This is a genomic window from Peptoniphilus sp. KCTC 25270 (assembly GCF_021012875.1).
Taxonomy (GTDB): domain Bacteria; phylum Bacillota; class Clostridia; order Tissierellales; family Peptoniphilaceae; genus JAJMZJ01.
Map to the genome: position 1 here is coordinate 489,094 of NZ_JAJMZJ010000001.1, position 24,395 is coordinate 513,488.

The window sequence follows — 24,395 nt, forward strand, 5'->3', positions numbered from 1 at the left end:
AAATGCCATCTTTTTTAAGATGGTATTTTTCTAGTGAATCCCACTCCTTATATGGTATAATGAAGGCAACCATAAAAGGAGGTTTTTTATGGATTTAGAGCTTTTTCAGTTTATAGACGATTCCTTAGTTTTGCTTGAAAATCAAAGAGAAGAAATCATGAATTCAGCAGGACTACTGGAACAATTTTTTATTAAACACTTTGGGAAACAAGATAGTTTTTTAAGTATAAATAGTCGAGTAAAGTCCCCTCAATCCTTTCGAGAAAAGATTATAAGAAACAACCTGTATATGAGAAATAGCAGTGCAGAAAGCGTTTTTATGAATGTACAGGATTTAATTGGTCTACGAATCGAATGTCGTTTTGTGGAAGATGAACAAAATTTATTTGAAATCCTTCGAGATCAATTTTCGGAGATGGCAGATGATGGATTTTTTCATATGCCTGAGAACAATCAAGTTTTTTTGAAATTAGGAGATTCTCAACCTCAACTTCAAAAAAATGGATTTGAAATTTATAAAATTGATGGTTATCTAAAAACGAAAACGAGAAATTTTAATTTTGAATTACAAATAAAGAGTTTGGTTAATGTATTCTGGGGAGAAATTGATCATAGGGTTTTGTATAAAAACTACAATTATATGATTTCTGAAGATTTTTTCCGAGATATTATGCATTCCATTAAAGACAGTTTATCCATGATCGACCGTCAATTGATGATATTATACGATCACGTAAATAAAATGGATTCTAGCGCGGAAATAAGCAATAGAGAGCAAGTAAAATCCTTGTTGTCTAAAATCATTCATGACATTTATGTGGGGAAAATTTATAAAGAACTAGGCTTTGTTATTGACTTCGGATTTCCTTCGGAAATGATAGTGGAATACCTCTATTATAAATGTCGAGAAATTATGGATTTTTCCTATGGAGAAAATTTTATTCGTTTATTGAATCGAATTAATGCCATTGGCGATATGCCTATGGATATAAATGGGTATATAGAATTTGATAAAGAACCTGTATTCCATACAAGTTTCACAAAGAAAGTTGGCGAAGCTATCTTCCAATCAACCAATATTGACTTTGGTTGGAACTTATTTTTCAAAATTATATTTCAGGTTGAACAAAGCAATCCGAGTTTAGATTTTGAAGAATTTTTGCATTTTATGGAAGAATCTTTGCGTGGTCAAATCGATGAGAGCATTACGAGAGATTATTTATCTGACTCAGAAAAAGAAGAAATCACTTTGTATCTATTGGATGTTATTGCCAATGACTTAACTCATAAGATTCAAATGGATCATGTGTTGGATTCTGTATTTGGGAAAAAAAATTATAAATTTAGCCAGATATTTAGAAATATTAACACTTATGACGATTTCCTCAATAATAGAGACAGAATCGGCCGTAATATTTTTAAGAACTATCAACTAGAAGGATAGGTGATGATTTGAAAACAATTTATCTTGCAGGAGGTTGTTTTTGGGGCGTGGAAGAATATTTCCAACGAACAAAGGGCATTTTAGATACATCCGTAGGATATGTGAATAGCAAAAAAGAAAATCCGACCTACGAAGAAGTTTGTTCTGGGCGTACAAAAGCTGCCGAAGGTGTTTCCCTATCTTATGATGAAAATATAATTTCTTTGAAAGAAATTTTGAACCATTTTTATCGAATCATTGATCCATTCAGTTTGAATCGACAAAAAATGGATATTGGAACACAATATAGAACGGGCTTATATTATACAAATGAAGAAGAAAAGTTAGAATTTGAGCAATTTTTGAAAGAAAAGCAAAAGTTGGAAAAGAGAAAAATTGTTATTGAAGTAGAACCATTGGAAAACTTTTATTTAGGTGAAGAGTATCACCAAAGATACTTACAAAAAAATCCCAATGGATATTGTCATATTCGTCTGCCAGAAAAAGAATAATTTTGAAAATTGGAAGGCGAGAGAAGGATGATTCAAAAGGAAGGTGAAAAAATTGATTCATGGATTAACGAATCAACACAGTAGGATATTTCATAATTTTAATGCGTTAACAGAGATTCCTCGATGCAGTGGGGAAGAACAAGGGATTAGCGACTTTTTGAAACAATGGGCGGAAGAAAGAAATTTGGAAGTTCATCAAGATAAAACCTTGAATATTATCATAAAAAAACCTGCCAGCCCTGGCTATGAAAACCGTGAAACTGTCGTTTTACAAGGCCATATGGATATGGTTTGCGAAGTACAAAAAGGGCATGAAATGAACTTTTCTTGTGATGCGATTCAAGCGGAAATAGAAGATGATTTCATCATTGCAAAAAATACAACTTTAGGGGCGGATAATGGAATCGCCATTGCCATGATTATGACCTTATTTGAAGACGAAAAGACCGTTCATGGTCCTTTAGAAGCTCTAATTACTGTAGATGAAGAAAGAGGAATGACAGGCGCTATTCATTTGGAACCACAATATATTTCTGGTCGTCGCTTAATTAATATTGACAGCGAAGATGAAGGAATTTGTTGTGTTGGATGCGCTGGCGGACAGAGAAACTTGGTCACTTTGAAAAAAGATTTTGTTGACGCAACCAAAGATCAATTGGTAGAAATCCACATTGAAGGATTAACCGGAGGTCATTCAGGACAAGATATTCACTTACAACGTGCCAATGGAAATATTACCTTGGCAAGAGTTTTAGAAAATCTAAAAACAGAAATAGAATATGAGTTAATAGATTTTTATGGTGGATCTAAATCCAACGCCATTCCTCGAGATGCTGTAGCTACAATCGCTATTGATGCGAAAAATGCAAACACATTGGAATCTATTTTGGAAGAATGGGTGGCTACATTAAGAAAAGAATATGAAATTTCTGACAAAGAAGTTTCTTTGCGCCTAGAGGTATTAAAGGAAAAACCTGAAAAAGCGATTGTTCCTGAAACCAGAGATAACTTACTGTATTATTTGAATACAGCTCCTAATGGAGTTGTTTCTATGAATTTAAGTATACCTGGCCAAGTGGAATCTTCAAATAACATTGGTGTAGTAGAATCTGAATCAGATAAATGGTCAATTACTTCACAGGTTAGAAGTTCTCTAGAAAGTAAGTTAATAGAAATTGCTAATAGAAATCGTCTAATTGCTGAAAGATCAGGAGCTACGTTCATAGCGGATGATGCATATCCTGCATGGGAATACGTTAGCGAATCAAAGTTAAGAGACGTAGCGCAAAAAGTTTGGTATAATATGACCAATGAGGAATTAAAATTAGAAACCATTCATGCTGGATTGGAATGTGGCTTATTACAAGATGTAATTGGTGAAATGGATATGATTTCTATTGGCCCAGATATGAGTGGAGTACATGCTCCTGGCGAAAAAGTTTCTATTTCCTCTACGGATAAAGTATTTAACTATTTGAAAGAACTATTGAAAGAACTATAAAAGGAGATTGATATGACTGATACAAAACATAACGAAAACTGTGGTTGCGGCGAGCATGAACATGAAGAAGTACAAACTATTGTTTTGACTTTGGAAGATGATTCTGAATTGGAATGCTTAGTCATTGGAGTATTTGATTTTGAAGGAAAAGAATACATTGCTATGACTCCAGATTTTGAAGGAGAGGAAGAAGCAGAAATCCTTATTTATGAATTCAAAGAATTAGACGAAGAAGAAATTGAATTAAACTTCATTGAAAGTGAAGAAGTGTTCAATAGAGTAGCAGAAGAATTTGATCGTATTTATAGCGACGAAAATTTGGATTAATTGAAAAAGACAAGCTTACGGGATTTTTATGAAGGAAAGATTTCTCCTTATCGAAGCTATTCTAGTTATGTGAAAGAAAAGTTTGGAGAGAAGGTATATAAAATCCCAATTCATCTAAAAGGAAGTTGTCCCAATCGTGATGGAACAAAAGGACATGGTGGATGTATCTTTTGTGGAGAAGAAGGAGGCTCTTTTGAGTGGGAATCAATTGGATCTGTTCGAAGCCAAATTCTTACTACCAAAGAAAGGATGAAAAAGCGCTACAATGCGAACCAGTTTGTAGCCTATTTTCAGAATTTTACCAACACATATCTTCCTCTTTCTGAATTTGAAAAAAATCTAGAACAATGTAGAGAAGAGGGTATCGTTGGGATTAGTGTATCCACAAGGCCGGATTGTATAGAAGATTCCTATTTGAAGGTCTTAGAATCCTATAGTTCCAATTATGAAATTACCATTGAATTGGGTCTACAATCAGTAAATGATTTCACCCTTGAAAAAATCAATCGAGGGCACAACTTACAATCATTTCTTGATGCCGTTGAAAAAATTTCCCAATATCCCATAAGGATTTGTGTTCACATGATTCTAGATTTACCTTGGGATCGGGAAGAAGACATAATTCAAGCAGCAAGAATATTTAATAAATACAAAATTGATGAAGTTAAAATTCACAATTTGTATATTATAAAGAACACAAAATTGGGTAATATGTTTGAAAGTGGAAGTTTTCTTCCTCTTGATATGGAAACTTTCATAGAGCGTACCATTTTATTTTTAGAACATCTTAATGAAGATGTAGTTATTGGTAGGCTAACAGGAAGAGCGCCTCAAAGTGAAGTAGAAAATTCCAATTGGGATCACTCCTGGTTCTATGTAAGAGACCGTATCGTAGAAACTATGTTATCTAGTGGAAGAGTTCAAGGTAGCAAAGCAAATTTATAAGGGAATACCCGGAAAGGAAAGAAAAATGATCAAATATATCTTAGGTGCAAAAGGTTCAGGTAAAACAAAATGGCTTATTGACCACGCGAATAAAGATTTAAGTGAAGGCAACGGAAATATCGCCTTTGTAGAGGTAGATGATGATCATATTTTTAGTCTAGATTACAATGTGCGTCTAATCAATGCGACAGAATTCAAATTGGAAAACAAAGAAGCTTTCTACGGTTTCCTTTGTGGATTAATGGCTATGGATTATGACTTAGAGAAAATTTATGTAGATGGTATCTACAAAGTTTTAGACTTAACAATTGAAGATTTGAAAGATTTGCACGATAGAATTTCTGCTTTAGATTTAGAGAATCGTCAAATCTATATTAATGTTGATTTGGTATTGGAAGATTGCCCAGAAGAAATGAAAGAATACGTTGAAGAAGCTACTTTAGAAGCTTAGATTTAGGAGATGGAATGAAAGACAATAGAACTATGGTACGAGTAATTGCGGCTGTACTTGCGGCACTCTTAATATTACCGGTATTCTTCTATGCTTTCTGATGAATTCAAAGTAAAGCCATTGGAACCGATTCGCGAGGATTGGTTCCAAAATTTTATAGAGAGAAGATCGGAGCTCATCCAACGATACGAAACAGGAGAGTTTAGCAAAAGAGAGTTTATATTGGAAAATATAAATCAATTGCATCAGAGCAATTTGCAACCTTTTATTCGTATTGATCGTATTGAAAAAGGTATATTCAATTATCAATATTACAACGGGATGGCAAAATATTATTCCATTTTAGCCAAAGAAATCAAATACGAAAAGAAGAAGAAAAGAGAATATTGTCGCTATTTGGGTTTGACGAATAAGTATTATCATCTAAAAGATGTTACCATTCATACCATTCTAAAATTCTGTGATTACAAAGATATAGATGCTTATTACATACATTGTAAATCCAGCAGTTTGCAAGGAGAATTGTATGAAATTCATTTGAAGAGCCAGAAGGAGACGATATTTCATTCGAAATCTTGTCAAATTAAAGAAGTTCTTGAAAAGCACAATTTATTTTGTGAAGAACGAAAGGCTTCTTTAATAGAGAATTATATTAATGAAAGATATTGATGGAGCTAAAGGAGGTTGTAGATGAAATACGAAGACCAAGAAATTTTTCAACTTATCGATGAAGAAAAGAAAAGACAACAAAATCATATTGAATTGATTGCCTCAGAAAATTTTGTTTCTGAAGATGTTCTTGCTGCGATGGGGACTTGTTTAACCAATAAGTACGCTGAAGGGTATCCAGACAAAAGATATTATGGCGGATGTGAAGTGGTGGATAAAGTTGAGGTTCTTGCCATTGAACGCTTGAAGGAATTATTTGGTGCAGAACATGCCAATGTACAACCTCACGCTGGCGCCAATGCAAATATGGCTGTTTATTTAGCCCTTGTGAATCCGGGAGATACTATTTTAGGGATGGATTTAAGCCATGGAGGCCATCTAACTCATGGTAGTCCTGTAAATATTTCTGGTAAATATTTTCATTTTGAGTCTTATGGAGTGAACAAAGAAACCGAAACCATTGATTACGAAGAATTAGAAAGAATCGCAAAAGAATGTAAGCCAAAATTAATCGTTGCAGGAGCTTCTGCCTATTCAAGAAAAATTGATTTCAAGAGAATCTCTGAAGTGGCAAAAGAAGTAGGAGCTTATTTTATGGTTGATATGGCTCATATTGCGGGTCTTGTAGCTGCAGGATTCCATGAAAGTCCTGTGCCATATGCTGATGTTGTTACAACTACAACTCACAAAACATTACGTGGCCCTAGAGGAGGAGCCATTCTTTGTAAAGCAGAATTGGCACAGAAAATTGACAAGGCCATTTTCCCAGGATTACAAGGCGGTCCATTGATGCATGTTATCGCAGCAAAGGCCGTTGCTTTTAAGGAAGCTCTTCAACCAGAATTCAAGAACTATCAAGAGCAAATATTGAAAAATGCAAAAGCAATGGAAGAAGTTTTCCGAAAAGAAGGAATTCGTATGGTCTCTGGAGGAACAGACAACCATTTATTGTTATTGGATTTATCCTCTATTCAAATGAAAGGGAACGAAGCCGAAACGCTTTTGAACGAAATTGGAATTGCAGTCAATAAAAATACCATTCCATTTGATAAAGAAAAGCCAATGGTTACAAGTGGAATTCGGATTGGTAGCCCTGCAATGACAACAAGAGGTTTGCTTGAAGAAGACTTTACTTCTATTGCAAACATCATTGTAGATGTCTTATTGAAACGAAGAACCGAAGAGGAAATCAAAGAATCCATTCGTGAACTATGTGAGAAATATCCATTGTACAAATAACGAAAAGGGCTCGTAAAATCACGAGCTCTTTTCCATTGGAGGCAAAGAATGAAACCTTACGAACTAGATATTATTCATAATCAGATGAATACCATTGCAGATATTGATAATGGATCCATAGCAGAAGAAATTGGACTGGAAGCAGGAGATCAAGTTTTAGCTATTAATGGGAAACAAATCTTAGATGTGATTGATTATCGCTATTCCATATCAAATGAGGAGATCCTTTTATCGATTCAAAAAAAGGATGGGGAGCTATGGGATATTGAAATTGAAAAAGATGTAGAAGAAGATCTAGGAATTAACTTTTTGTCTCCTTTGTTGGACAACCAAAAACAATGTACCAATAATTGTATTTTTTGTTTTATTGACCAAATGCCTCCTGGAATGAGGGACAGTTTGTATATTAAAGATGACGATTCTAGACTAAGCTTTTTACAAGGAAATTATATTACTTTGACCAACGTAAAAGAAGAAGACTTAAAACGAATTGTTGAATATAAATTGTCTCCCATTAATGTTTCCGTTCACACAACAAATCCTGAGTTAAGAGTCAAATTGTTAAAAAATCGATTTGCTGGTGAAATATTGGAAAGAATCTCTTATTTAACGAAGAATAGGATTACAGTAAATGCACAAATCGTTGCCATACCTGGCATCAATGATGGAGCTGAGTTAGAAAGAACTTTGGAGGATCTTTCGAATTTATATCCTAACTTATCCTCTGTGGCAGTTGTTCCTGTAGGAATCACCAAATACAGAGAAAATCTTCCTACTCTTAACATCTTTACGAAAGAAGAGGCAAAGAACGTAATTGATGTAGTATGCCAATTTTCACAAAAAATGAAAAAAATGCATGGGTTTGGATGGGTGTATCCTTCGGATGAATTTTTTCTTATCGCTGAGGAAGAAATTCCAGAGTCCGAATTTTATGAGGGATATCCTCAGTATGAAAATGGCGTCGGATTGCTGCGGTCTTTTTATGATGAAGCTATAGAAGAGTTAGAAAATGTACCGGGAGGAGAAGAAAAGGGAAGTGTGACGCTAATCACTTCTGAATATCCTTCTTCTTGCCTTAAAAATTTACTAAATCTTTTGCAAAAAAAATATCCAAACTTGAATTATGACTTAAAAGTTATTACAAACTCCTTTTTTGGAAACACGGTCAAAGTAGCCGGTCTACTAACGGCGAAGGACGTCTTAGAGCAATTGAAAGGGGGAACTTACGATGGTATAATTGTACCTAGGGTAATGTTTCGCCAAGATAAATTCATCACTCTAGACGATATGACCCTTAAAGATTTAGAAGAAAAACTATCTTGTCCTATATACACAGTAGAAAATAATGGGGCGAGTTTCATTCGAAAGATATTGGAGGTGGGCCTAAATGGATAGACCCGTAATATGTATATTAGGTAGACCCAATGTTGGGAAGTCTACTCTTTTTAATACGATCACTGGAAGCAAAATTTCAATAACAGAAGATACTCCAGGAGTAACTCGAGATCGTATTTATGCAAAAGGAAATTGGTTAGGAAGAGAATTTACGGTTATTGATACTGGAGGATTAGACCCCAATAGTGAAGAACCTTTTATGCCTCATATTGTTTCTCAAGCAGAGGTAGCCATTGAAAATGCAACGGTTATTTTATTTGTTGTCGATGGAAAAGATGGCATTTCTAGTATTGATGAAGAAATTGCAGAAATTCTCCGTCGTTCGAAAAAACCAACGATTCTAACTGTAAATAAAATGGATAGCAAACAAACGTCGGAAAATCTTTATGATTTCTATTCCTTGGGATTGGGAGAGCCAATTGTAATCAGTGCAGAACAAGGAAGAGGAATTGGAGATTTGTTAGACGCCTGTATTGAAGGGTTTGGTCCAGAGGAAGAAGAAACTTATTCTGATGAAATTAAGGTGGCTTTTATTGGAAAACCGAATGCTGGAAAATCTTCTTTAGTGAATCATATTTTAGGAGAAAAACGATCTATTGTAACAAATATTCCAGGTACTACCAGAGATTCCATCCATTCTTTTTTTGAATATGAAGATACAGAATATGTTTTAATTGATACAGCAGGACTTCGCAAACGAAAAAAAATAAACGAAAACATTGAACGCTATTCTGTAGTTCGAACTTTACGAAGCATAGAAATTGCAGATGTTTGTGTGCTTCTTGTTGATGCAGAAGAAGGAATTAGTGAGCAAGATTCTAAAATAGCAGGATATGCGCACGATAACAATAAGGCGATGATTATTGCAGTAAACAAATGGGATTTAATTGAAAAAGACAATCATACAATGAAAAATTTTGAAAATAGCATTCGTAGAGAATTGCCATTTTTGTCTTACGCCCCTATGATTTTTATTTCTGCTTTAACAGGACAAAGAGTGGATAAACTTTTGAAGATGATTCACGTAGTAAACAACAATTACTCCATGAGAATTCAAACTGGTGTATTAAATGACATCTTGAATCGAGCGGTTTTAATGAATCAACCCCCATCTGACAAAGGAAAGCGCGGGAAACTTTATTATGGTTCTCAAGTTTCTACAAGGCCACCTAAAATTGCCCTTTCTGTAAATGACAAAGAATTGTTTCACTTCACTTATGTACGTTATTTAGAAAATCAAATTCGTGCAGCGTATCGATTTGATGGTGTGCCCATTATCATGGAATTAAGAAACCGATGATTCGTATATTGATTTATTCTCTTCTTTCCTATTTGATTGGTAGTATTTCAGGATCCTTCTTATTGGGTAAATTACTAATGGGCGTTGATGTTCGCACAATGGGAAGTGGAAACGCTGGAACAACAAATGCCATGCGAACAATGGGAAAAAAAATAGGAATACTTACCTTTATTATTGACTTAATAAAGGGAGTTGTTGTTTTGTATTTGTTTCAAAATAGAGTTCCTGAAAATTATATTCTAATGCTACTATTGTTTTGTGTTATTGGGCATAATTTTCCCTTTTATATGAACTTCAAAGGAGGAAAAGGAATTGCCACAACTTTTGGAGGACTTTTCTTTTTACATCCCCTATTAACAGCAATTGGTGGTCTTATTGGCCTAATTGTTGCTCTCCTTTCAAAGTATGTAAGTTTAGGCTCTTTATTCTTTTTAGTTTCAACCTGTGCAATGTTTATACTAGTTGGAAACGCAAAAGGCATAGAAATAGTCTTCTTACTTCTTCTTACTTTCTTGGGAATTTGGAGGCATCGAAGCAATATAGAACGATTAATGCAAGGAAATGAAAATAAGCTAGGAGATCTAAAATGGAAAAAATAACAATTATCGGCGGAGGTAGTTGGGGAAGCGCGATTGCAAATTCTTTAGCAGAAAAAGGAGAAGACGCTTGCCTATACATTATGGAGAAACAGCAATACGATTTGGTAGTAAAAACCAAAACAAATCCTCAATACTTGAAGGACTTTACCTTTTCCAATCATTTGAAGTTTTCTAATGATTTTAACAAAAGCGTAGGAGAAGCCACCGTATTAATTATTGCGGTTCCTACAAATGCGGTTCGCTCTGTTTTGGAACAAATTAAAGAGTTAAATGTATCTCCACGTACTTTGGTAAATTTAGCAAAAGGTTTAGAACAAAACACCCATTTACGCATATCAGAAATAGCCAATGAAATATTGCCAGAGTTTCCTTTTGTTGCGCTAAATGGTCCTTCTCACGCAGAAGAGGTAGCAAAGAATTTACCTACCACTTTAGTGGCTTGTTCAGAAAATCATTCTGAAGCTGTCAAAATTGAAAAACTATTTTCAACAGAAACTCTCCGAATCTATTATCAAGACGATCTAGTTGGAGTAGAAATGGGAGCGGCTCTTAAAAATATTATTGCTTTAGCAGCAGGATTAACAGATGGGTTGCAGTTTGGAGATAATACAAAAGCTGCTTTAATGACAAGAGGAATCCATGAAATTACAAAATTAGGAATTCAAATGGGCGCAAAACCCCAAACTTTTTTGGGATTGACAGGAATTGGAGATTTAATTGTTACTTGTACGAGTTTGCATAGTAGAAATCGAAATTTTGGATATTTGATTGGACAAGGCAAAAGTGTAGAGGAAGCTATGAAAATTGTCGATATGGTAGTTGAAGGGTATAAAACAACAAAATCTGCTTATGAGTTATCTCAAGAAGTAGGAGTTGAAATGCCTATTACGGAAAAACTGTATGATGTTCTGTATAAAGGAGAAGACCCTAAAATAGCGGTAATGGAGCTTATGACCAGAAGGTCAAAACATGAGAATGAAGGAATTAATGATATTAGTTAGAAGGTACTAATGGAACAGGTTAGAAATTCAAGGAGAAAATATAAAAAAAAGAAAAAAAATAGAAAATATTTTTTCTTTCTATTTCTTTTTCTCATAGGAATTGTTATTGGAGCCTTGCGTCTTTCCAAGCAGTATAAGACCTACGATACAATCCATCCAGAACTAACGATATACCGTGACGTTGTGAAGGCGAATGGTTATCTATTGTTTAATGAAGATTTGGTTTTTGCGAATGGATCGGGAGTGGCTGTTTACAATGCACAAGAGGGTGAAAAAGTTCCAAAAAACTACTCCATTGCCAATGTAAATCTTCAAAATGATAATTCAAAGATAAAAGATGAATTGATATTGATTCAAGCTGCCATTGACTACAAGACCAATCGAAGTCAAAAAGATGAAGAAACTTTGGACAAACAAAAAGAAGTAGATAATATTGTGCGAAACATTCAAAGATTTATTCGTAACGAGTCTTATGATAAGCTAATTTCTTCCATCAATAGTTTGGATTTAAGCACAAATCAACCCGTTAATATATCAGAGTTGAATGAATTGCTTCGTTTATCTTTAGAAAACTTAGAAAGAGCAAAAGATAAATTAAGCAAAGAACTCTCTATAACAAACAGCGATTATCAATCATCTATGTCTGGAATTGTATCGTATCAAATTGATGACCCTAAACAGATATTTTCAATTAAAGAGGGGGTCCTTGCATTCCATCCAAAACAATTAACAAAAGACGATATTCAAATGGAGGAAAAAGGGAAGAATCAAGTGGTTGATAAGGAACCTTTTTTTAGAATAATAGACAATTTAGACTGGTATCTATTTATGCAAAGTACAAAACCTTCTTTGTTCGAATTGGAAGAAGGAAGCCAGGTAAAGGTAAAATTTGATGATGATAGCATTGTTAATGGGCAGATTATAAAAAGCGATCTACAGGAAGGAAACGTAATTGTTCATTTCCACGACAATCTTTCAGACAAATACCTAAAAAGAAATACAAACGTTACAATTATCCGGGAACAAAAGGATGCGTATACAATTCCTTCCTCTGCATTGATAGAGAATGAGGACGGTTTACGAGGAGTCTATATAGAAGAGATACACGGCTTGGTACAATTTCTTCCTGTGTCTGTAATAGGAGAGACCTTAGAAGAGGTTTATATTGAGCGAGGAAACTTCTATGGTGAAATTTCTATAAAAGATAAAAATTATCGCACACTTTCTCTCCATGATTCCGTTATAATAGAACCAAACAAAGTAGAAGAAAAGCAGTTAGTAGATTGAGAGGCGTATTTTGTTATATATTAGTGAAAACATACAAAAAGTAAAGGAAGAAATTGAAGAGGTTCGGAAGAGAAGTTTAACTGGAGAGCCAGTTGAACTAATTACAGTTACAAAAACTTTTGATGTACCAATTATTGAACAGGCCATAGATGCAGGGATTAAAATAATTGGCGAAAATAAAGTGCAAGAATTGACTTCAAAAATTGAACAATTGAATGATAAAGTAATTTATCATATGATTGGAAACTTACAGTCAAATAAGGTAAAATATATCTATCAAGACGTTGCGCTAATCCATTCTTTGGACCGATTGTCTTTAGCAAAAGAAATCGAAAAGCGAGGAAAATCTACAGACGATATAGTTCACTGTTTGGTTCAGGTTAATATTGGGAAAGAAAAAACCAAAGGGGGATTGTATAGAGAAGAGGTATTGCCCTTTGTAGAAAAAATGATGGAATTCCCACATATCCAAATTGATGGTATAATGACAGTAGCGCCAAACACAGAGGACATAAAATATTTGAGATCTTGTTTTAGAAATATGGTTTCCTTAAAAGAGGAGATTGAAAGGGAAAAATTTGATCGTATAAACATGCAGTATTTGTCCATGGGTATGAGTCATGATTTTGAAATAGCCATTGAAGAAGGGGCTAACATGGTTAGAATTGGAAGTAAGATTTTTGGAAATCGAGATTATTCGAAATAAGGAGGCAGATGAATGGCAGATTTTAAGGATAAGTTTAAGAAAGCATTTGGTTTTGGAGAAGATTACGATTATGATGATGAATATGAATTCGATCAAGAAGAATCATTTCATACAACAGAAGTAGAGCCAGTGAATCCACAACCAAAAACAGTTCGCACTCGTAGAAATGACAATGGAAGCGTACTTAGTATTCAAACAAAAGCATCCATGGTAATTACAGTTCATGAACCATTAACATATGATGAAAGCCCAAAAATTGTGGACGATCTAAAAGAAAACAAAGCCGTTGTTCTAAATTTTGAACAATTGGATTTAGAAGTAAAAAGAGAAATTTTTGATTTTGTAAACGGTGCTTTGTATGCCATTGAAGGAAAAATTCAAAAAGTAAACAAAGACATTTTCATCTTAGCTCCTGCTAATATTGGGATTGATGGATTGAAAGAAGAATTACAAAATTCTGGTATTTTCCCTTGGTAATATGACGATTTCGAGAGAAAAATACCTTTTACATTTGAAGAGTGAAGAAAAAATCACTTTATTGCGGAAATTAATGGACACGATAGAAATTTCTATTTACTCAGGAATTCCACAATTTAGTGATTTTTTAGACCCTTATGAAATTCGCCTTGCTGAATCGGTGGCCAATGGGGAAATGGTTTATTCAGAAACTTCTCAACTATTGAATGAAAACTTTGAAAGAAATATCATCGGGTTTTCTACAGAAACCAAAAATTTAGATCTTGGCAACCATCTGAAATGTTTCAAGATAGAATCTAAATTCTCCGATTTACAGCACAATAAAATCCTAGGATCTATTTTAGGCTTAGGCCTTGAACGAAGAAAAATAGGAGATATTTCCATTCACGGAAAGATTGCCTATATTCTTGTTAAATCAGAAATTGCCGATTTCATCTATTTTCATCTTAAAAAAATTGGTAGAGAGGGCGTTCGCTTGGAAGAAGTACCCATTCAAAATTTCGAATCCGAAAAGCCCCAGTGGGAGATTCAATCTTCTACTGTTAAAACCATGCGTTTGGATTCCATTGTTTCAACCATAACAAAATTGCCAAGAAGCAAAGCCAAAAAAATGATTGAACAAAATTTAATAAAAGTAAATTTTGAGCCCATAATGACCCCTCATATGGAAATAGGGGGTTGTTTGCTGTCCATTCGAGGTTATGGAAGATTTAAGATTTTTGAGGAATTTCATGAAACAAAAAAAGGTAGAATTCATTTTACCTACGGGAAAAAGAAATAAGGAGAAACGATATGATCATTGCTATTGTATTGGCATTAATTGCTATTGATCAATTTACCAAATACTTAGCCGTACAACATTTGATGGATGGAACCGTTATTGAAATCATCCCTAATTTTTTTCGCCTTCTTTATGTAGAAAATAGAGGAGCAGCCTTTGGGGTCCTTCAAGATTCCCGCCTATTTTTTATTTTAATCACCTTCCTTGTATTGGGTGTCATCTTCTATTTTCTATTTATGAAAAAAGATTCTGTAAAAGGAATTTATAGACTTGGATTGGTTTTAATTTTAAGTGGAACGATTGGAAACTTTATTGATCGGATTCGATTAAGTTACGTCATTGATTTTCTTTCCTTTCGATTTTTTGGCTATAATTTTGCCGTATTTAATATAGCAGATAGTTTAATTGTCGTTGGTACTTTCTTGCTTATTATTAAAATTTTAATGTCGGATACTAGCCATGAAAAATAATTATATTGTTAAAAACCAAGATGTAGGTATGAGAGTGGATGCCTATTTATCTGAAGTTTCTGACCAAACAAGATCTCAAATAAAGAAAGACATTATAGAGGAACGTATTCAAGTTAATGGGAAAAACATAAAGCCTAGCTATAAATTAGAAGCAGAAGACTCTATTTCTTGGGAACAAAGAACACCTTATGAAATTGTGCCTAATGGATTACCGCTGGAAATCGTGTATTCAGATAAAGACCTTTTTGTTATTAATAAACCCGCAGGATTGGTTGTTCATCCTGGCGCGGGAGAAGAAAAAGATAGCGCTGTGCACCGTCTTTTGTCTTTGGATAAAAATTTGCCCATAAATGATGACCCCCTAAGACCTGGAATTGTACATCGACTGGACAAAGACACTTCTGGGTTAATGGTAGTTGCTAGAAACGAGGACTCCTACGTAGCCCTTGTGGAACAATTCAAAAAACATGAAGTGTATAAGGAATATTGTGCCATTGTTCACAACACCGTAAAAAATAAAGGGGTTCTTACAAAGGCCATTGGGCGTAATCCAAACAATCGAATTCAGATGGCGGTAGATGTATTCCCTAGTAAAGAAGCCATCACTCACTATGAACCTCTATTGGATTTGAATGGTTTTACATTAATAAAAGTAATTATAGAAACAGGCCGGACCCATCAAATTCGTGTACATATGAATTCCATTGGCTATCCCGTTGTAGGCGATACACTTTATGGACCTAAGAATGCCAAGGCCAAGAGACAATTGCTACACAGCAAAAAAATAGAGATTTCCCATCCTATAACAAACAAAAAGCTTCTTTTTGAAACCAATTTACCAGAGGATTTTTTTGCATTTATAAAATCAAGAGGAGTAACCTATGCATCAAATATTTGACGAAAAAGAAATTAAGCGAGCCATTTCTAGGATTTCTCATGAAATTATTGAGAAAAATAAGGGCGTGAATCAAATTGTCTTAGTAGGGATCAAAACAAGAGGAATAGAAATTTCTAAACGAATTCAAAAAAACTTAGAAGAATTAGAAGAAGTATCTGTTCCTTTATTTGAGTTGGATCCAAGCTTTTTTCGGGATGATAACAAAAGAACAGATACGTTAGATCCTATGAATTTTATGGGAAAAATAACGGAGAAAGACGTTATTTTAGTGGATGATGTAATTTATACGGGGCGAACGGTAAGAGCGGCATTGGACGCTCTTATGCTTAAAGATCGTCCGAAAACAGTACAATTGGTAGCTTTAGTAGATCGAGGGCACAGAGAGCTTCCTATACGTGGAGATTATATAGGGAAGAATATACCAACTTCTAGAGAAGAAAAAGTGGTTGTGTATTTACGACCCCATGAAGAAGAAGATGCCATTTATATCGATAACTAAAAACAGCCTATTTATAGGTTGTTTTTTTGTAAAAGAAATAGCTATAATTTCTGCCATTTTCATAAGAATATGATACTATAATAAAGAGGATAACGAGGTGAATCATGGATTTACAAAAAACTATAAATTTTATAACCAAGCTAGATGAAATGAAAAATATTTATCGCAGAACTTCCTTAATTGGTTCAAAACGCAAGGAAAATGATGCAGAGCATACATTCCACATTGCAAGTATGGCCTATTTATTAAAGGAGTATGCTCCAGAAGGATGCGATATTCATCGAGTGATAATTATGCTTCTATTTCATGACGTAGTTGAGATTGAAGCAGGCGACACCTTTGCTTACGATTTAGAAGGAGATAAAGATAAATTTCAACGTGAAATGGAAGCGGCCAATCATTTGTTCGGTATTCTTCCCAATGAAATGGAAGAAGAAGTAAAATCTTTGTGGTTAGAATTTGAAAAACAAGAAACCATTGATTCGCAATTTGCTTTAACTATGGATCGTTTGCAGCCTATTTTATTAAACGCATGCAACGGTGGAGGCACATGGAAAGAAGAAAAAGTGCCGAAAGAAAAGGTGTATGCAAGAGTAGAATTCATGAAAGACGTAACTGAAGAGTTGTATGAATTTGTAAGAAATTTAATCGAAGAACATCATAAATGGTAAGGAGGAATCATGGATACAAAAATATTGTTAGTGGAAGATGAAGTCTCCATTCGTAAGTTTATAAAAATTACTCTTGAAAGAGAAAATTATGAAGTATATGAAGCCGGCTCCGGAGAAGAAGGCCTTGCGATTGCAAAAGACGTTACTCCCAATATTGTTTTGCTAGATGTAATGTTACCTGGGATGGATGGGTTTGAAGTATGTAAGAATTTACGAGAAATGTTCCCTGATTTGGGAATCATTATGTTAACGGCCAAAGCAGAAGATTACGATAAAATTATGGGACTTCAAAATGGATCCGATGATTATATGACAAAGCCTTTTAATCCAACCGAGTTGACTTTACGCCTAAAATCTTTAGAAAGAAGATTGCAAAGAGACAATCCGAGCAAACGATCCAACCGATATATTGAAGATGCTCCTTTCAAGATAGATACTTATGGACGGAAATTCTTTTGCGATGAGAAAGAACTAGAGCTAACACCAACAGAATATGAAATTATTAAACTTTTTTTAGACAATAAAGGACGAGCATTAAAACGCGAAGAAATACTCCAATCGGTTTGGGGAGAAGAATTCTTAGGGGATAGCAAGATTGTTGATGTAAATATTCGAAGATTGCGTTCAAAAATTGAGATCGATGCAGCGCATCCTAAATTTATAGAAACAGTATGGGGAGTAGGATACCGGTGGCAAAGCCAAAAAGATTAAAGTTTGAGGAGTCCATTCAAGCAAGATTAATTCGAAATTTTGTACTTATTGTAATTTTTACTGTAGTCGTTTTAGATATTTCTTTGCTATTGGGATTTAAGGAATATTCCTACAATGGAATACAAAATCAGTTGAACTCTGAAATTGAAAGTACAAGCCAATCTTACAAGAGATTTTTTGAAAATCAAGATTTAGATACTGTTTTATCCAAAGATGTAGAAATGATTTGGACGCATTTTTCTGGCCAAGTACAGATTATAAATACAAAAGGAGAGCTGGTCTATGATTCCATTGGAGCGATTAACGATATTGTGTCTGATTATTCAGACGTACACGAAGCGTTAAAAGGAAATATTTCCTTTCGAAATGGCGAAGTAAACTATTCAGACAGTCAAGTTATGTCAGCCTCTTCTCCCTTGAACAATTCCCATGGAGATATTATAGGAGTCATACGATTTACCACTTCATTAGACTCTATGAACGCTTTTTTAATTCGTCTATCTATTTATTTGCTTTTAATCTCCATTGGGGTAATTATTCTATCTGCTTTATTTAGTTATTTATTTTCTCGTTCCATCGTAGGGCCTTTAGAGGAAATCAATCATGGAGCAGAATTAATGATTGATGGGCAATACAAACGAAAAATAGAGATTGAAAACAGAGATGAATTAGGAGAGCTGGCGAATGCTTTGAATATCCTATCTCAAGAAATTGTTCGCAAAGAGCAAGTCAAAAATGATTTTATTTCATCCATTTCTCATGAATTAAGAACTCCTTTGACTTCGATTCGTGGATGGGCCTCTGTCCTAAAATCAGATACAGAAAATGATCCCGACTTAAAACGAGAAGGATTGGAAATCATAGAAACAGAAACCGAGCGACTTGCAAATATGGTAGAGGAACTATTGGACTTTTCTCGCTATATTTCTGGCCGAATCACCTTAAGAAAAGAAAAGTTTGATTTGGCAGAAACTTGTTCCTATGTTGCAAAACAAATGAAACCCAGAGCAAAAAATGAAGGAATTGAATTTATAGATGAAACTTCATCCAAGCCTCTCCTATATATGGGGGATGAAAATAAGATCAAGCAACTTTTAATCAATTTAATTGATAATGCGATAAAATTCACAGATGAAAAAGGTTGGGTCATGTTTGAAAGTAAGGAGTCCGATTCCTTTTTTGATATAATTATTTCAGATAATGGAGTAGGAATCTCTGAGGATGAGTTAGAGCTTGTAAAAGAAAAATTTTATAAAGGAAAACACTCGAAAAGTCATTCCGGGATTGGCTTATCCATTGCAGATGAAATTGCCAAACTCCATGGAGGGAAAATAGAGATTATATCAAAACTTGGCGTAGGAACGACCATTCGTGTTCGCTTGCCGATAAAAAAGAGGAGGTAGTGTAAATGAGTCAAAAGAAAAAAATCCTCTTTATTCTTGCCTTTCTTTTTCTGCTTACTGGATGCGTTCAAGGGGCTGATGCTGAGTATCAGACTATGAAAACGCCCAATATAAAGCGTTCGCCCTTGGAAGGACGATGGATTGTTACAAAAGTGGCTTTTAAGAATCCTGAATCTGGGGTTGAAGTTCGAAATTATATTGGAAAAGAAGCAGTATTTCTTAAAGACATTGTAATTTTTAGTGACGAAATCACAGAAATGCCAAAGTATAACATGAGAAAAATTAATACAGATAAAATGTTGGAATTGCGTTATAATAGTACTAGAGCAGGAGTTGGATTGGCTTCGGATTCTCTTTTTCAAGTGGAAGTATTTGAAAATTCTAAACCTTTATTTGTGGTTTATCGAGATAGAGAAGACGTTGCCTATATTGATTTGTATGGAAATCTCTTACAAGTAATAAAGACAAAGGACAATCTAGACGATAGCCAAATTGATTTAATTAAAAAAACGGCAGCAGAAGGGGATCGCTACCATTCTGATCCGTTTTAATTGGGAGGATTTATGTTAGGACAATTGATGGAAAGTTTAAGTGGCAATAGTCAATATATTATTTTAATTCTTATTGCAACTGTCACAGCTATGGCAGTAACTTTTATTATAAACATGACGAGTAAACGTCTAAAGTTCGTAAAATATCTACCTGGACTTATTTTGCTTTTTGCAGGGATTTTTACTTTGATTTTGGTATTAAACGTATTGTTTGAACGTTCAAGTTTAACAAATATTCTTATTGCACTGATTGCCATTACATCAGGCGTATGTTCTTTATTGTTTGCTTTATGTTTAGGTATTTATAACAAAGATCGTTATCCAAAAAGAGAGATAGAAAGAAAATAAAAAACATAGGCCACTGCCTATGTTTTTTATTTTGCCCAATTTCCATTTATAAAAATAGGAATTTCTTCTTTATCTTGGGTGAATCCCATAATGGACAAATCCTCTGTACCAATCATAAAATCTTCGTGAATCAAACTTTGATTCACACCCAAAACTTTTTTCTCTTCTTTGGTTAAATTCCCACCATTTTTAATATTTGTGGGATAAGCTTCCCCTAGCGCCAAATGGCAAGAAGCATTTTCATCAAACAACGTATTGTAAAATAATAAATTTCGATTAGAAATAGGACTATCAAAAGGAACGATAGCAACTTCTCCTAAAGAACGACTTCCTTCATCTGTATTTAACATCTCTTGTAAAGTATCATCTCCAACTTTTGCCTTTGCTTCCACAACTTTTCCGGATTCAAAACGAAGGTAAAAATCATCAATAATATTTCCTGAATAAATGAGTGGCTTTGAACTGTAAACAATTCCATTTACTCCATCGCACTTTGGCATGGAATAGACTTCTTCAGTTGGGATATTGGCCAGAAAAGAGATTCCTTGGGGGGTTAAAGAACGAGCACCAGCCCAAATATGCCCTTCAGGAAGTTCAATCAACAAATCCGTTCCATTGGAAGCGGTATAGTGTAAGGAGTGAAGATTCAATGAATTCAATTCTTCTGCCTTGGATTCCAAATGAGTTAAGTGGTGATTCCAATTTTCCACTGTGTTGGAATCGATACGACAACAATCAAAAATAGCTTCCCACAATTTTTCTACTGCTTTTTCTGTAGATTCCTTAGGAAAAATTTTCTTCGCCCATTTTTCGTGAGGGAAAGCCGCTACAGTCCAAGGAATCTCATCGTTCATTAACTTTTCGTTAAAAAACTTTAGAACTTTTGAACGAGATTGAATCGTTTCCCCAATGATTTCACTATCAATTCCTATTAACAATTCTGGATCTTCCCCTGTTAAACTAATAAATCCAGCACCTTTTTCAAGATAATATTTTAATTCTTCTATTTCAAAAGGTTTAACCGTTTTTAAGTTTTCTAAAGGAGAACATTCATATTTCGAACGAGTCAATGTATCCGATCTCCATTGAACGTGAACATCAGAAGCTCCTGATTTATAGGCAATTCTTAGACATTCATTCACTAGAGAAATGGCTTCAATGGGTGCGCGAAGAACTACAGGTTGTCCTTTTTGTACATTGATTCCCACTTTTACAATTAATTCAGCATATTGTTTCAATTTATCGTTAAAATTCATAATAACCTCCATAGGAAAATTATAGCATATTTAGTAGTTTTCCTGAACATTGTCTTGCATTTCAAGAGATAAGGATGGTATAATATATCAGTAATAATACGCACACTTTTGGAGAATAAATTGGTTGCCGTAAGGTTTTTTTATTTGATGAAGAAAGTGGAGGAATAAACTTGGAGGTGTAAAATGTCTGTTATTACGATGAAAAGCTTGTTAGAAGCTGGTGTACACTTTGGTCACCAAACTAAAAGATGGAACCCTAAAATGAAGAAATATATCTTCACAGAAAGAAATGGTATTTATATCATTGATTTGCAAAAAACGGTTCGCAAAGTAGAAGAAGCTTATGATTTTGCAAAAGAAGTTGCTGCTGATGGTGGTAGTATTTTGTTTGTTGGTACAAAAAAACAAGCACAAGACGCAATTGCAAAAGAAGCACAAAAATGTGATATGTACTACATCAACCAAAGATGGTTGGGTGGTTTATTAACAAACTTCGAAACAATCAAAAAGAGAATTGAACGCTTAAAAGAATTAGAAGCCATGGAAAACGATGGTAGATTTGATGTACTTCCTAAAAAAGAAGTTATTCAATTGCGCCATGACCGTGATCGCTTAGAAAAATTCTTAGGTGGAATTAAAGATATGGATCGTCTACCAGATGCAATTTATGTAGTAGATCCACGTAAAGAAAGAATTGCAGTAAAAGAAGCACATGTTTTGGGAATTCCTGTTATTGGTACTGTGGATACAAACTGTGACCCAGATGAAATTGATTACCCAATCCCAGGAAATGACGATGCCATTCGTGCGGTTAAATTAATTACTGAAACAATTGCAAATGCTGTTATTGAAGGCAAACAAGGTGCTCAAGAAGAAGTAGTGGAAGAAAAATCTGAAGCGAAAGAAGAAGTGTCTGAATCTCAAGAATAACGAAGGTATAAGAGTTCTAATTGCCTTTAGAACTCTTATTTTTATGAAAAGTTTGGATTGAATTGAAAGGAGAAATTATGGAAATTTCAGCAAAAATGGTAAAAGAGTTAAGAGAAAAAACTGGCGCAGGAATGATGGACTGTAAAAAAGCATTACAAGAATCAGAAGGCAATATTGACCGTGCTGTTGATATTTTACGTGAACAAGGTTTAAGTAAAGTAGCGAAAAAAGCAGATCGTATTGCAGCAGAAGGTATTGTAGAATCTTACATCCATGGTGGACGTATTGGAGTTCTTGTTGAAGTTAACTCTGAAACAGACTTCGTAGCAAAAAATGACGATTTCAGAACTTTTGTTCGTGATATTGCTATGCAAATTGCCGCAGCTAATCCAAAATATGTTACTAGAGAAGAAGTTCCTGCTGAAGAAGTTGAGCATGAGAAAAAAGTTTTAACAGAACAAGCTCTTAACGAAGGAAAACCTGAAAAAATTGTTGAAAAAATGGTTATTGGTCGTTTAGAAAAATTCTATCAAGAAATTGTATTGTTAGACCAAGCTTTTATTAAAGATGGCGACAAGAAAATTTCTGACTTAGTAAACGAATTGACTGCTCGTATCGGTGAAAAAATTAGCATCCGTAGATTTGTACGCTTCGAAGTTGGCGAAGGTTTAGAAAAAAGAGAAGAAGATTTTGCAGCTGAAGTAGCAAAACAAATGCAATAATTCGAGTTTGGAGCGTAACCATGGAGCCTAGATACAAAAGGATTGTTTTGAAACTTAGTGGAGAAGCTTTAGCCGGCGAAAAGGGAATTGGAATCGACTCTAATGTTGTGCGTATGTATGCAAAACAAGTAAAGAAGATTCGCGATGAAGGTGTTGAAACAAGCATCGTAGTTGGTGGCGGAAACTTCTGGCGTGGAAGAGATAGCAAGGACATGGATCGCGCTACATCAGATTACATGGGGATGCTAGGAACCGTAATGAATGCTTTAGCATTGCAAGATGCATTAGAGCAAATGGGAGTTGTTACCCGCGTTATGACTGCTATTGAAATGCAAAAAGTGGCGGAACCATATATTCGTAGAAGAGCGATTCGCCATTTGGAAAAGGGTCGAGTAATTATATTCTCTGGGGGAACTGGTAACCCATATTTCTCTACAGATACAACGGCTGCTCTACGCGCTGCAGAAATTGATGCAGAAGTAATCCTACTTGCCAAAAAGGGAGTGGATGGCATCTATGACGCCGATCCAAAACTAACCCCTGACGCTAAGAAATACGAAGACTTATCTTATTTTGAAATTTTAAGCAAAGAATTAAAAATTATGGATTCAACCGCCACTTCATTATGTATGGACAACAAGATTCCATTGATTGTCTTTGGCATTGATAATGAAAGCAATATTTATGATGTTGTAATGGGTAAAAAATTGGGAACATACGTAAAATAGGAGGACCACATGGAATTCAGAGAATTAAAACAAGATTTGGGAGAAAAACTAGCGAAAACGATTAGTGTTTACGAAGAAGAACTTGCGAGCATAAGAGCTGGTAGAGCAAATCCATCTCTATTGGATCGTATTTCTGTAGAAGCTTATGGACAAATGACTCCATTGAATCAAGTGGCTGGAATTTCTGCCCCTGAAGCTAGACTTCTTACGATTCAACCATGGGATGCTTCATTAATCCCAGCGATTGAAAAAGAAATTCAAAAATCTGATTTAGGATTAAACCCTTCTAACGATGGAAAATTGATTCGTTTAGTAATTCCTCAGTTAACAGAGGAACGCCGTAAAGAATTAATTAAAGTTGTAAAAAAAGATGAAGAAAATGCAAAAATTGCAATCCGAAATATCAGAAGAGACGCAATGGATTCTCTAAAGAAAATGGAAAAGGATAAGGAAATCACAGAAGATGATCGCAAATCCTATGAAGATGATGTTCAAAAAATTATTGATGAAAATACAAAAAAAGTTGAATCCATAACAAAAGTAAAAGAAGAAGAGTTACTTGAAATCTAAAAAATAAGGACCCCGAACGGGGTTC

29 protein-coding genes are annotated in these 24,395 nt (G+C 34.5%); 28 read left to right on the plus strand and 1 reads right to left on the minus strand.

Annotated features, from left to right (window positions below; all coding sequences use genetic code 11):
- Positions 1 to 88: 88 nt before the first annotated feature.
- The 24 genes from LQU94_RS02340 to LQU94_RS02455 all read left to right on the plus strand — a co-directional run bounded on the left by LQU94_RS02340 (position 89) and on the right by LQU94_RS02455 (position 20,164).
- On the plus strand, positions 89 to 1,444 hold the full coding sequence (locus LQU94_RS02340) for a GTP pyrophosphokinase family protein (RefSeq protein ID WP_230634884.1): 1,356 nt from the start codon (positions 89 to 91) through the stop codon (positions 1,442 to 1,444).
- Positions 1,445 to 1,452: 8 nt separating this feature from the next.
- The gene (gene msrA, locus LQU94_RS02345; protein WP_230634886.1) at positions 1,453 to 1,935 is read left to right on the plus strand and encodes a peptide-methionine (S)-S-oxide reductase MsrA; all 483 of its coding nucleotides are present in this window, start codon (positions 1,453 to 1,455) and stop codon (positions 1,933 to 1,935) included.
- Positions 1,936 to 1,987: 52 nt separating this feature from the next.
- Positions 1,988 to 3,436, plus strand: a complete 1,449-nt coding sequence (locus LQU94_RS02350; protein ID WP_230634888.1) for an aminoacyl-histidine dipeptidase — start codon at positions 1,988 to 1,990, stop codon at positions 3,434 to 3,436.
- A 12-nt stretch (positions 3,437 to 3,448) separates the two neighbouring features.
- Complete coding sequence (locus LQU94_RS02355) at positions 3,449 to 3,763, plus strand: DUF1292 domain-containing protein (protein ID WP_230634890.1); 315 nt, start codon at positions 3,449 to 3,451, stop codon at positions 3,761 to 3,763.
- Positions 3,764 to 4,708: a TIGR01212 family radical SAM protein gene (locus LQU94_RS02360; protein WP_230634893.1), complete on the plus strand. Its 945-nt coding sequence runs from the start codon at positions 3,764 to 3,766 to the stop codon at positions 4,706 to 4,708.
- Positions 4,709 to 4,733: 25 nt separating this feature from the next.
- The gene (locus LQU94_RS02365; protein ID WP_230634894.1) at positions 4,734 to 5,159 is read left to right on the plus strand and encodes a hypothetical protein; all 426 of its coding nucleotides are present in this window, start codon (positions 4,734 to 4,736) and stop codon (positions 5,157 to 5,159) included.
- A gap of 90 nt (positions 5,160 to 5,249) precedes the next feature.
- Positions 5,250 to 5,828: a DUF6648 family protein gene (locus LQU94_RS02370; protein WP_230634895.1), complete on the plus strand. Its 579-nt coding sequence runs from the start codon at positions 5,250 to 5,252 to the stop codon at positions 5,826 to 5,828.
- Positions 5,829 to 5,849: 21 nt separating this feature from the next.
- A complete protein-coding gene (gene glyA, locus LQU94_RS02375; protein WP_230634896.1) occupies positions 5,850 to 7,067 on the plus strand; it encodes a serine hydroxymethyltransferase in 1,218 nt (405 codons plus the stop codon).
- 48 nt (positions 7,068 to 7,115) lie between these two features.
- The gene (locus LQU94_RS02380) at positions 7,116 to 8,462 is read left to right on the plus strand and encodes a DUF512 domain-containing protein (RefSeq protein ID WP_230634897.1); all 1,347 of its coding nucleotides are present in this window, start codon (positions 7,116 to 7,118) and stop codon (positions 8,460 to 8,462) included.
- A complete protein-coding gene (gene der, locus LQU94_RS02385; RefSeq protein ID WP_230634898.1) occupies positions 8,455 to 9,762 on the plus strand; it encodes a ribosome biogenesis GTPase Der in 1,308 nt (435 codons plus the stop codon). Before LQU94_RS02380 ends, der begins: the two co-directional genes overlap by 8 nt.
- The gene (plsY, locus tag LQU94_RS02390) at positions 9,759 to 10,361 is read left to right on the plus strand and encodes a glycerol-3-phosphate 1-O-acyltransferase PlsY (RefSeq protein ID WP_230634899.1); all 603 of its coding nucleotides are present in this window, start codon (positions 9,759 to 9,761) and stop codon (positions 10,359 to 10,361) included. Before der ends, plsY begins: the two co-directional genes overlap by 4 nt.
- Entirely contained in the window at positions 10,349 to 11,362 is a 1,014-nt protein-coding gene (locus tag LQU94_RS02395) for an NAD(P)H-dependent glycerol-3-phosphate dehydrogenase (protein WP_230634900.1), read from the plus strand. Before plsY ends, LQU94_RS02395 begins: the two co-directional genes overlap by 13 nt.
- Positions 11,363 to 11,371: 9 nt before the next feature.
- The gene (locus LQU94_RS02400) at positions 11,372 to 12,649 is read left to right on the plus strand and encodes an HlyD family efflux transporter periplasmic adaptor subunit (RefSeq protein ID WP_230634901.1); all 1,278 of its coding nucleotides are present in this window, start codon (positions 11,372 to 11,374) and stop codon (positions 12,647 to 12,649) included.
- A 10-nt stretch (positions 12,650 to 12,659) separates the two neighbouring features.
- Positions 12,660 to 13,355 (plus strand): YggS family pyridoxal phosphate-dependent enzyme, encoded by a 696-nt coding sequence (locus LQU94_RS02405; protein ID WP_230634902.1) that lies wholly within the window; start codon positions 12,660 to 12,662, stop codon positions 13,353 to 13,355.
- 12 nt (positions 13,356 to 13,367) lie between these two features.
- Entirely contained in the window at positions 13,368 to 13,832 is a 465-nt protein-coding gene (locus LQU94_RS02410) for a cell division protein SepF (protein WP_230634904.1), read from the plus strand.
- A gap of 73 nt (positions 13,833 to 13,905) precedes the next feature.
- Complete coding sequence (locus tag LQU94_RS02415) at positions 13,906 to 14,613, plus strand: YlmH/Sll1252 family protein (protein WP_230634907.1); 708 nt, start codon at positions 13,906 to 13,908, stop codon at positions 14,611 to 14,613.
- An 11-nt stretch (positions 14,614 to 14,624) separates the two neighbouring features.
- Positions 14,625 to 15,083 (plus strand): signal peptidase II, encoded by a 459-nt coding sequence (lspA, locus tag LQU94_RS02420; RefSeq protein WP_230634909.1) that lies wholly within the window; start codon positions 14,625 to 14,627, stop codon positions 15,081 to 15,083.
- Complete coding sequence (locus LQU94_RS02425; RefSeq protein ID WP_230634911.1) at positions 15,073 to 15,981, plus strand: RluA family pseudouridine synthase; 909 nt, start codon at positions 15,073 to 15,075, stop codon at positions 15,979 to 15,981. The genes lspA and LQU94_RS02425 overlap by 11 nt, the downstream gene beginning before the upstream one ends.
- Entirely contained in the window at positions 15,965 to 16,480 is a 516-nt protein-coding gene (gene pyrR, locus LQU94_RS02430; protein ID WP_230634913.1) for a bifunctional pyr operon transcriptional regulator/uracil phosphoribosyltransferase PyrR, read from the plus strand. The genes LQU94_RS02425 and pyrR overlap by 17 nt, the downstream gene beginning before the upstream one ends.
- A 104-nt stretch (positions 16,481 to 16,584) precedes the next feature.
- Positions 16,585 to 17,151 carry an HD family hydrolase gene (locus tag LQU94_RS02435; RefSeq protein WP_230634915.1) on the plus strand — a complete coding sequence of 189 codons (567 nt, stop codon included), beginning with the start codon at positions 16,585 to 16,587 and terminating at the stop codon, positions 17,149 to 17,151.
- Positions 17,152 to 17,160: 9 nt separating this feature from the next.
- A complete protein-coding gene (locus LQU94_RS02440) occupies positions 17,161 to 17,862 on the plus strand; it encodes a response regulator transcription factor (RefSeq protein ID WP_230634917.1) in 702 nt (233 codons plus the stop codon).
- The gene (locus LQU94_RS02445; RefSeq protein ID WP_230634919.1) at positions 17,841 to 19,265 is read left to right on the plus strand and encodes a HAMP domain-containing sensor histidine kinase; all 1,425 of its coding nucleotides are present in this window, start codon (positions 17,841 to 17,843) and stop codon (positions 19,263 to 19,265) included. The genes LQU94_RS02440 and LQU94_RS02445 overlap by 22 nt, the downstream gene beginning before the upstream one ends.
- Before the next feature lie 5 nt (positions 19,266 to 19,270).
- Positions 19,271 to 19,816 carry a hypothetical protein gene (locus tag LQU94_RS02450; protein WP_230634921.1) on the plus strand — a complete coding sequence of 182 codons (546 nt, stop codon included), beginning with the start codon at positions 19,271 to 19,273 and terminating at the stop codon, positions 19,814 to 19,816.
- 12 nt (positions 19,817 to 19,828) lie between these two features.
- Positions 19,829 to 20,164, plus strand: a complete 336-nt coding sequence (locus LQU94_RS02455; protein ID WP_230634923.1) for a cytochrome C biosynthesis protein — start codon at positions 19,829 to 19,831, stop codon at positions 20,162 to 20,164.
- A 26-nt stretch (positions 20,165 to 20,190) separates the two neighbouring features.
- Here LQU94_RS02455 and LQU94_RS02460 read toward each other — a convergent pair whose 3' ends face one another.
- On the minus strand, positions 20,191 to 21,420 hold the full coding sequence (locus tag LQU94_RS02460; protein WP_230634925.1) for an aminopeptidase: 1,230 nt from the start codon (positions 21,418 to 21,420) through the stop codon (positions 20,191 to 20,193).
- 183 nt (positions 21,421 to 21,603) lie between these two features.
- On the opposite strand from LQU94_RS02460, the gene rpsB reads away from it, so the two are divergent.
- The 4 genes from rpsB to frr all read left to right on the plus strand — a co-directional run bounded on the left by rpsB (position 21,604) and on the right by frr (position 24,370).
- Positions 21,604 to 22,350 carry a 30S ribosomal protein S2 gene (gene rpsB, locus LQU94_RS02465; protein ID WP_230634927.1) on the plus strand — a complete coding sequence of 249 codons (747 nt, stop codon included), beginning with the start codon at positions 21,604 to 21,606 and terminating at the stop codon, positions 22,348 to 22,350.
- Positions 22,351 to 22,427: 77 nt separating this feature from the next.
- A complete protein-coding gene (gene tsf, locus LQU94_RS02470) occupies positions 22,428 to 23,072 on the plus strand; it encodes a translation elongation factor Ts (protein ID WP_230634929.1) in 645 nt (214 codons plus the stop codon).
- A gap of 20 nt (positions 23,073 to 23,092) precedes the next feature.
- Positions 23,093 to 23,800: a UMP kinase gene (gene pyrH, locus LQU94_RS02475; RefSeq protein ID WP_230634933.1), complete on the plus strand. Its 708-nt coding sequence runs from the start codon at positions 23,093 to 23,095 to the stop codon at positions 23,798 to 23,800.
- A gap of 9 nt (positions 23,801 to 23,809) precedes the next feature.
- Positions 23,810 to 24,370: a ribosome recycling factor gene (frr, locus tag LQU94_RS02480; RefSeq protein ID WP_230634935.1), complete on the plus strand. Its 561-nt coding sequence runs from the start codon at positions 23,810 to 23,812 to the stop codon at positions 24,368 to 24,370.
- The last annotated feature ends 25 nt before the right edge of the window (positions 24,371 to 24,395 follow it).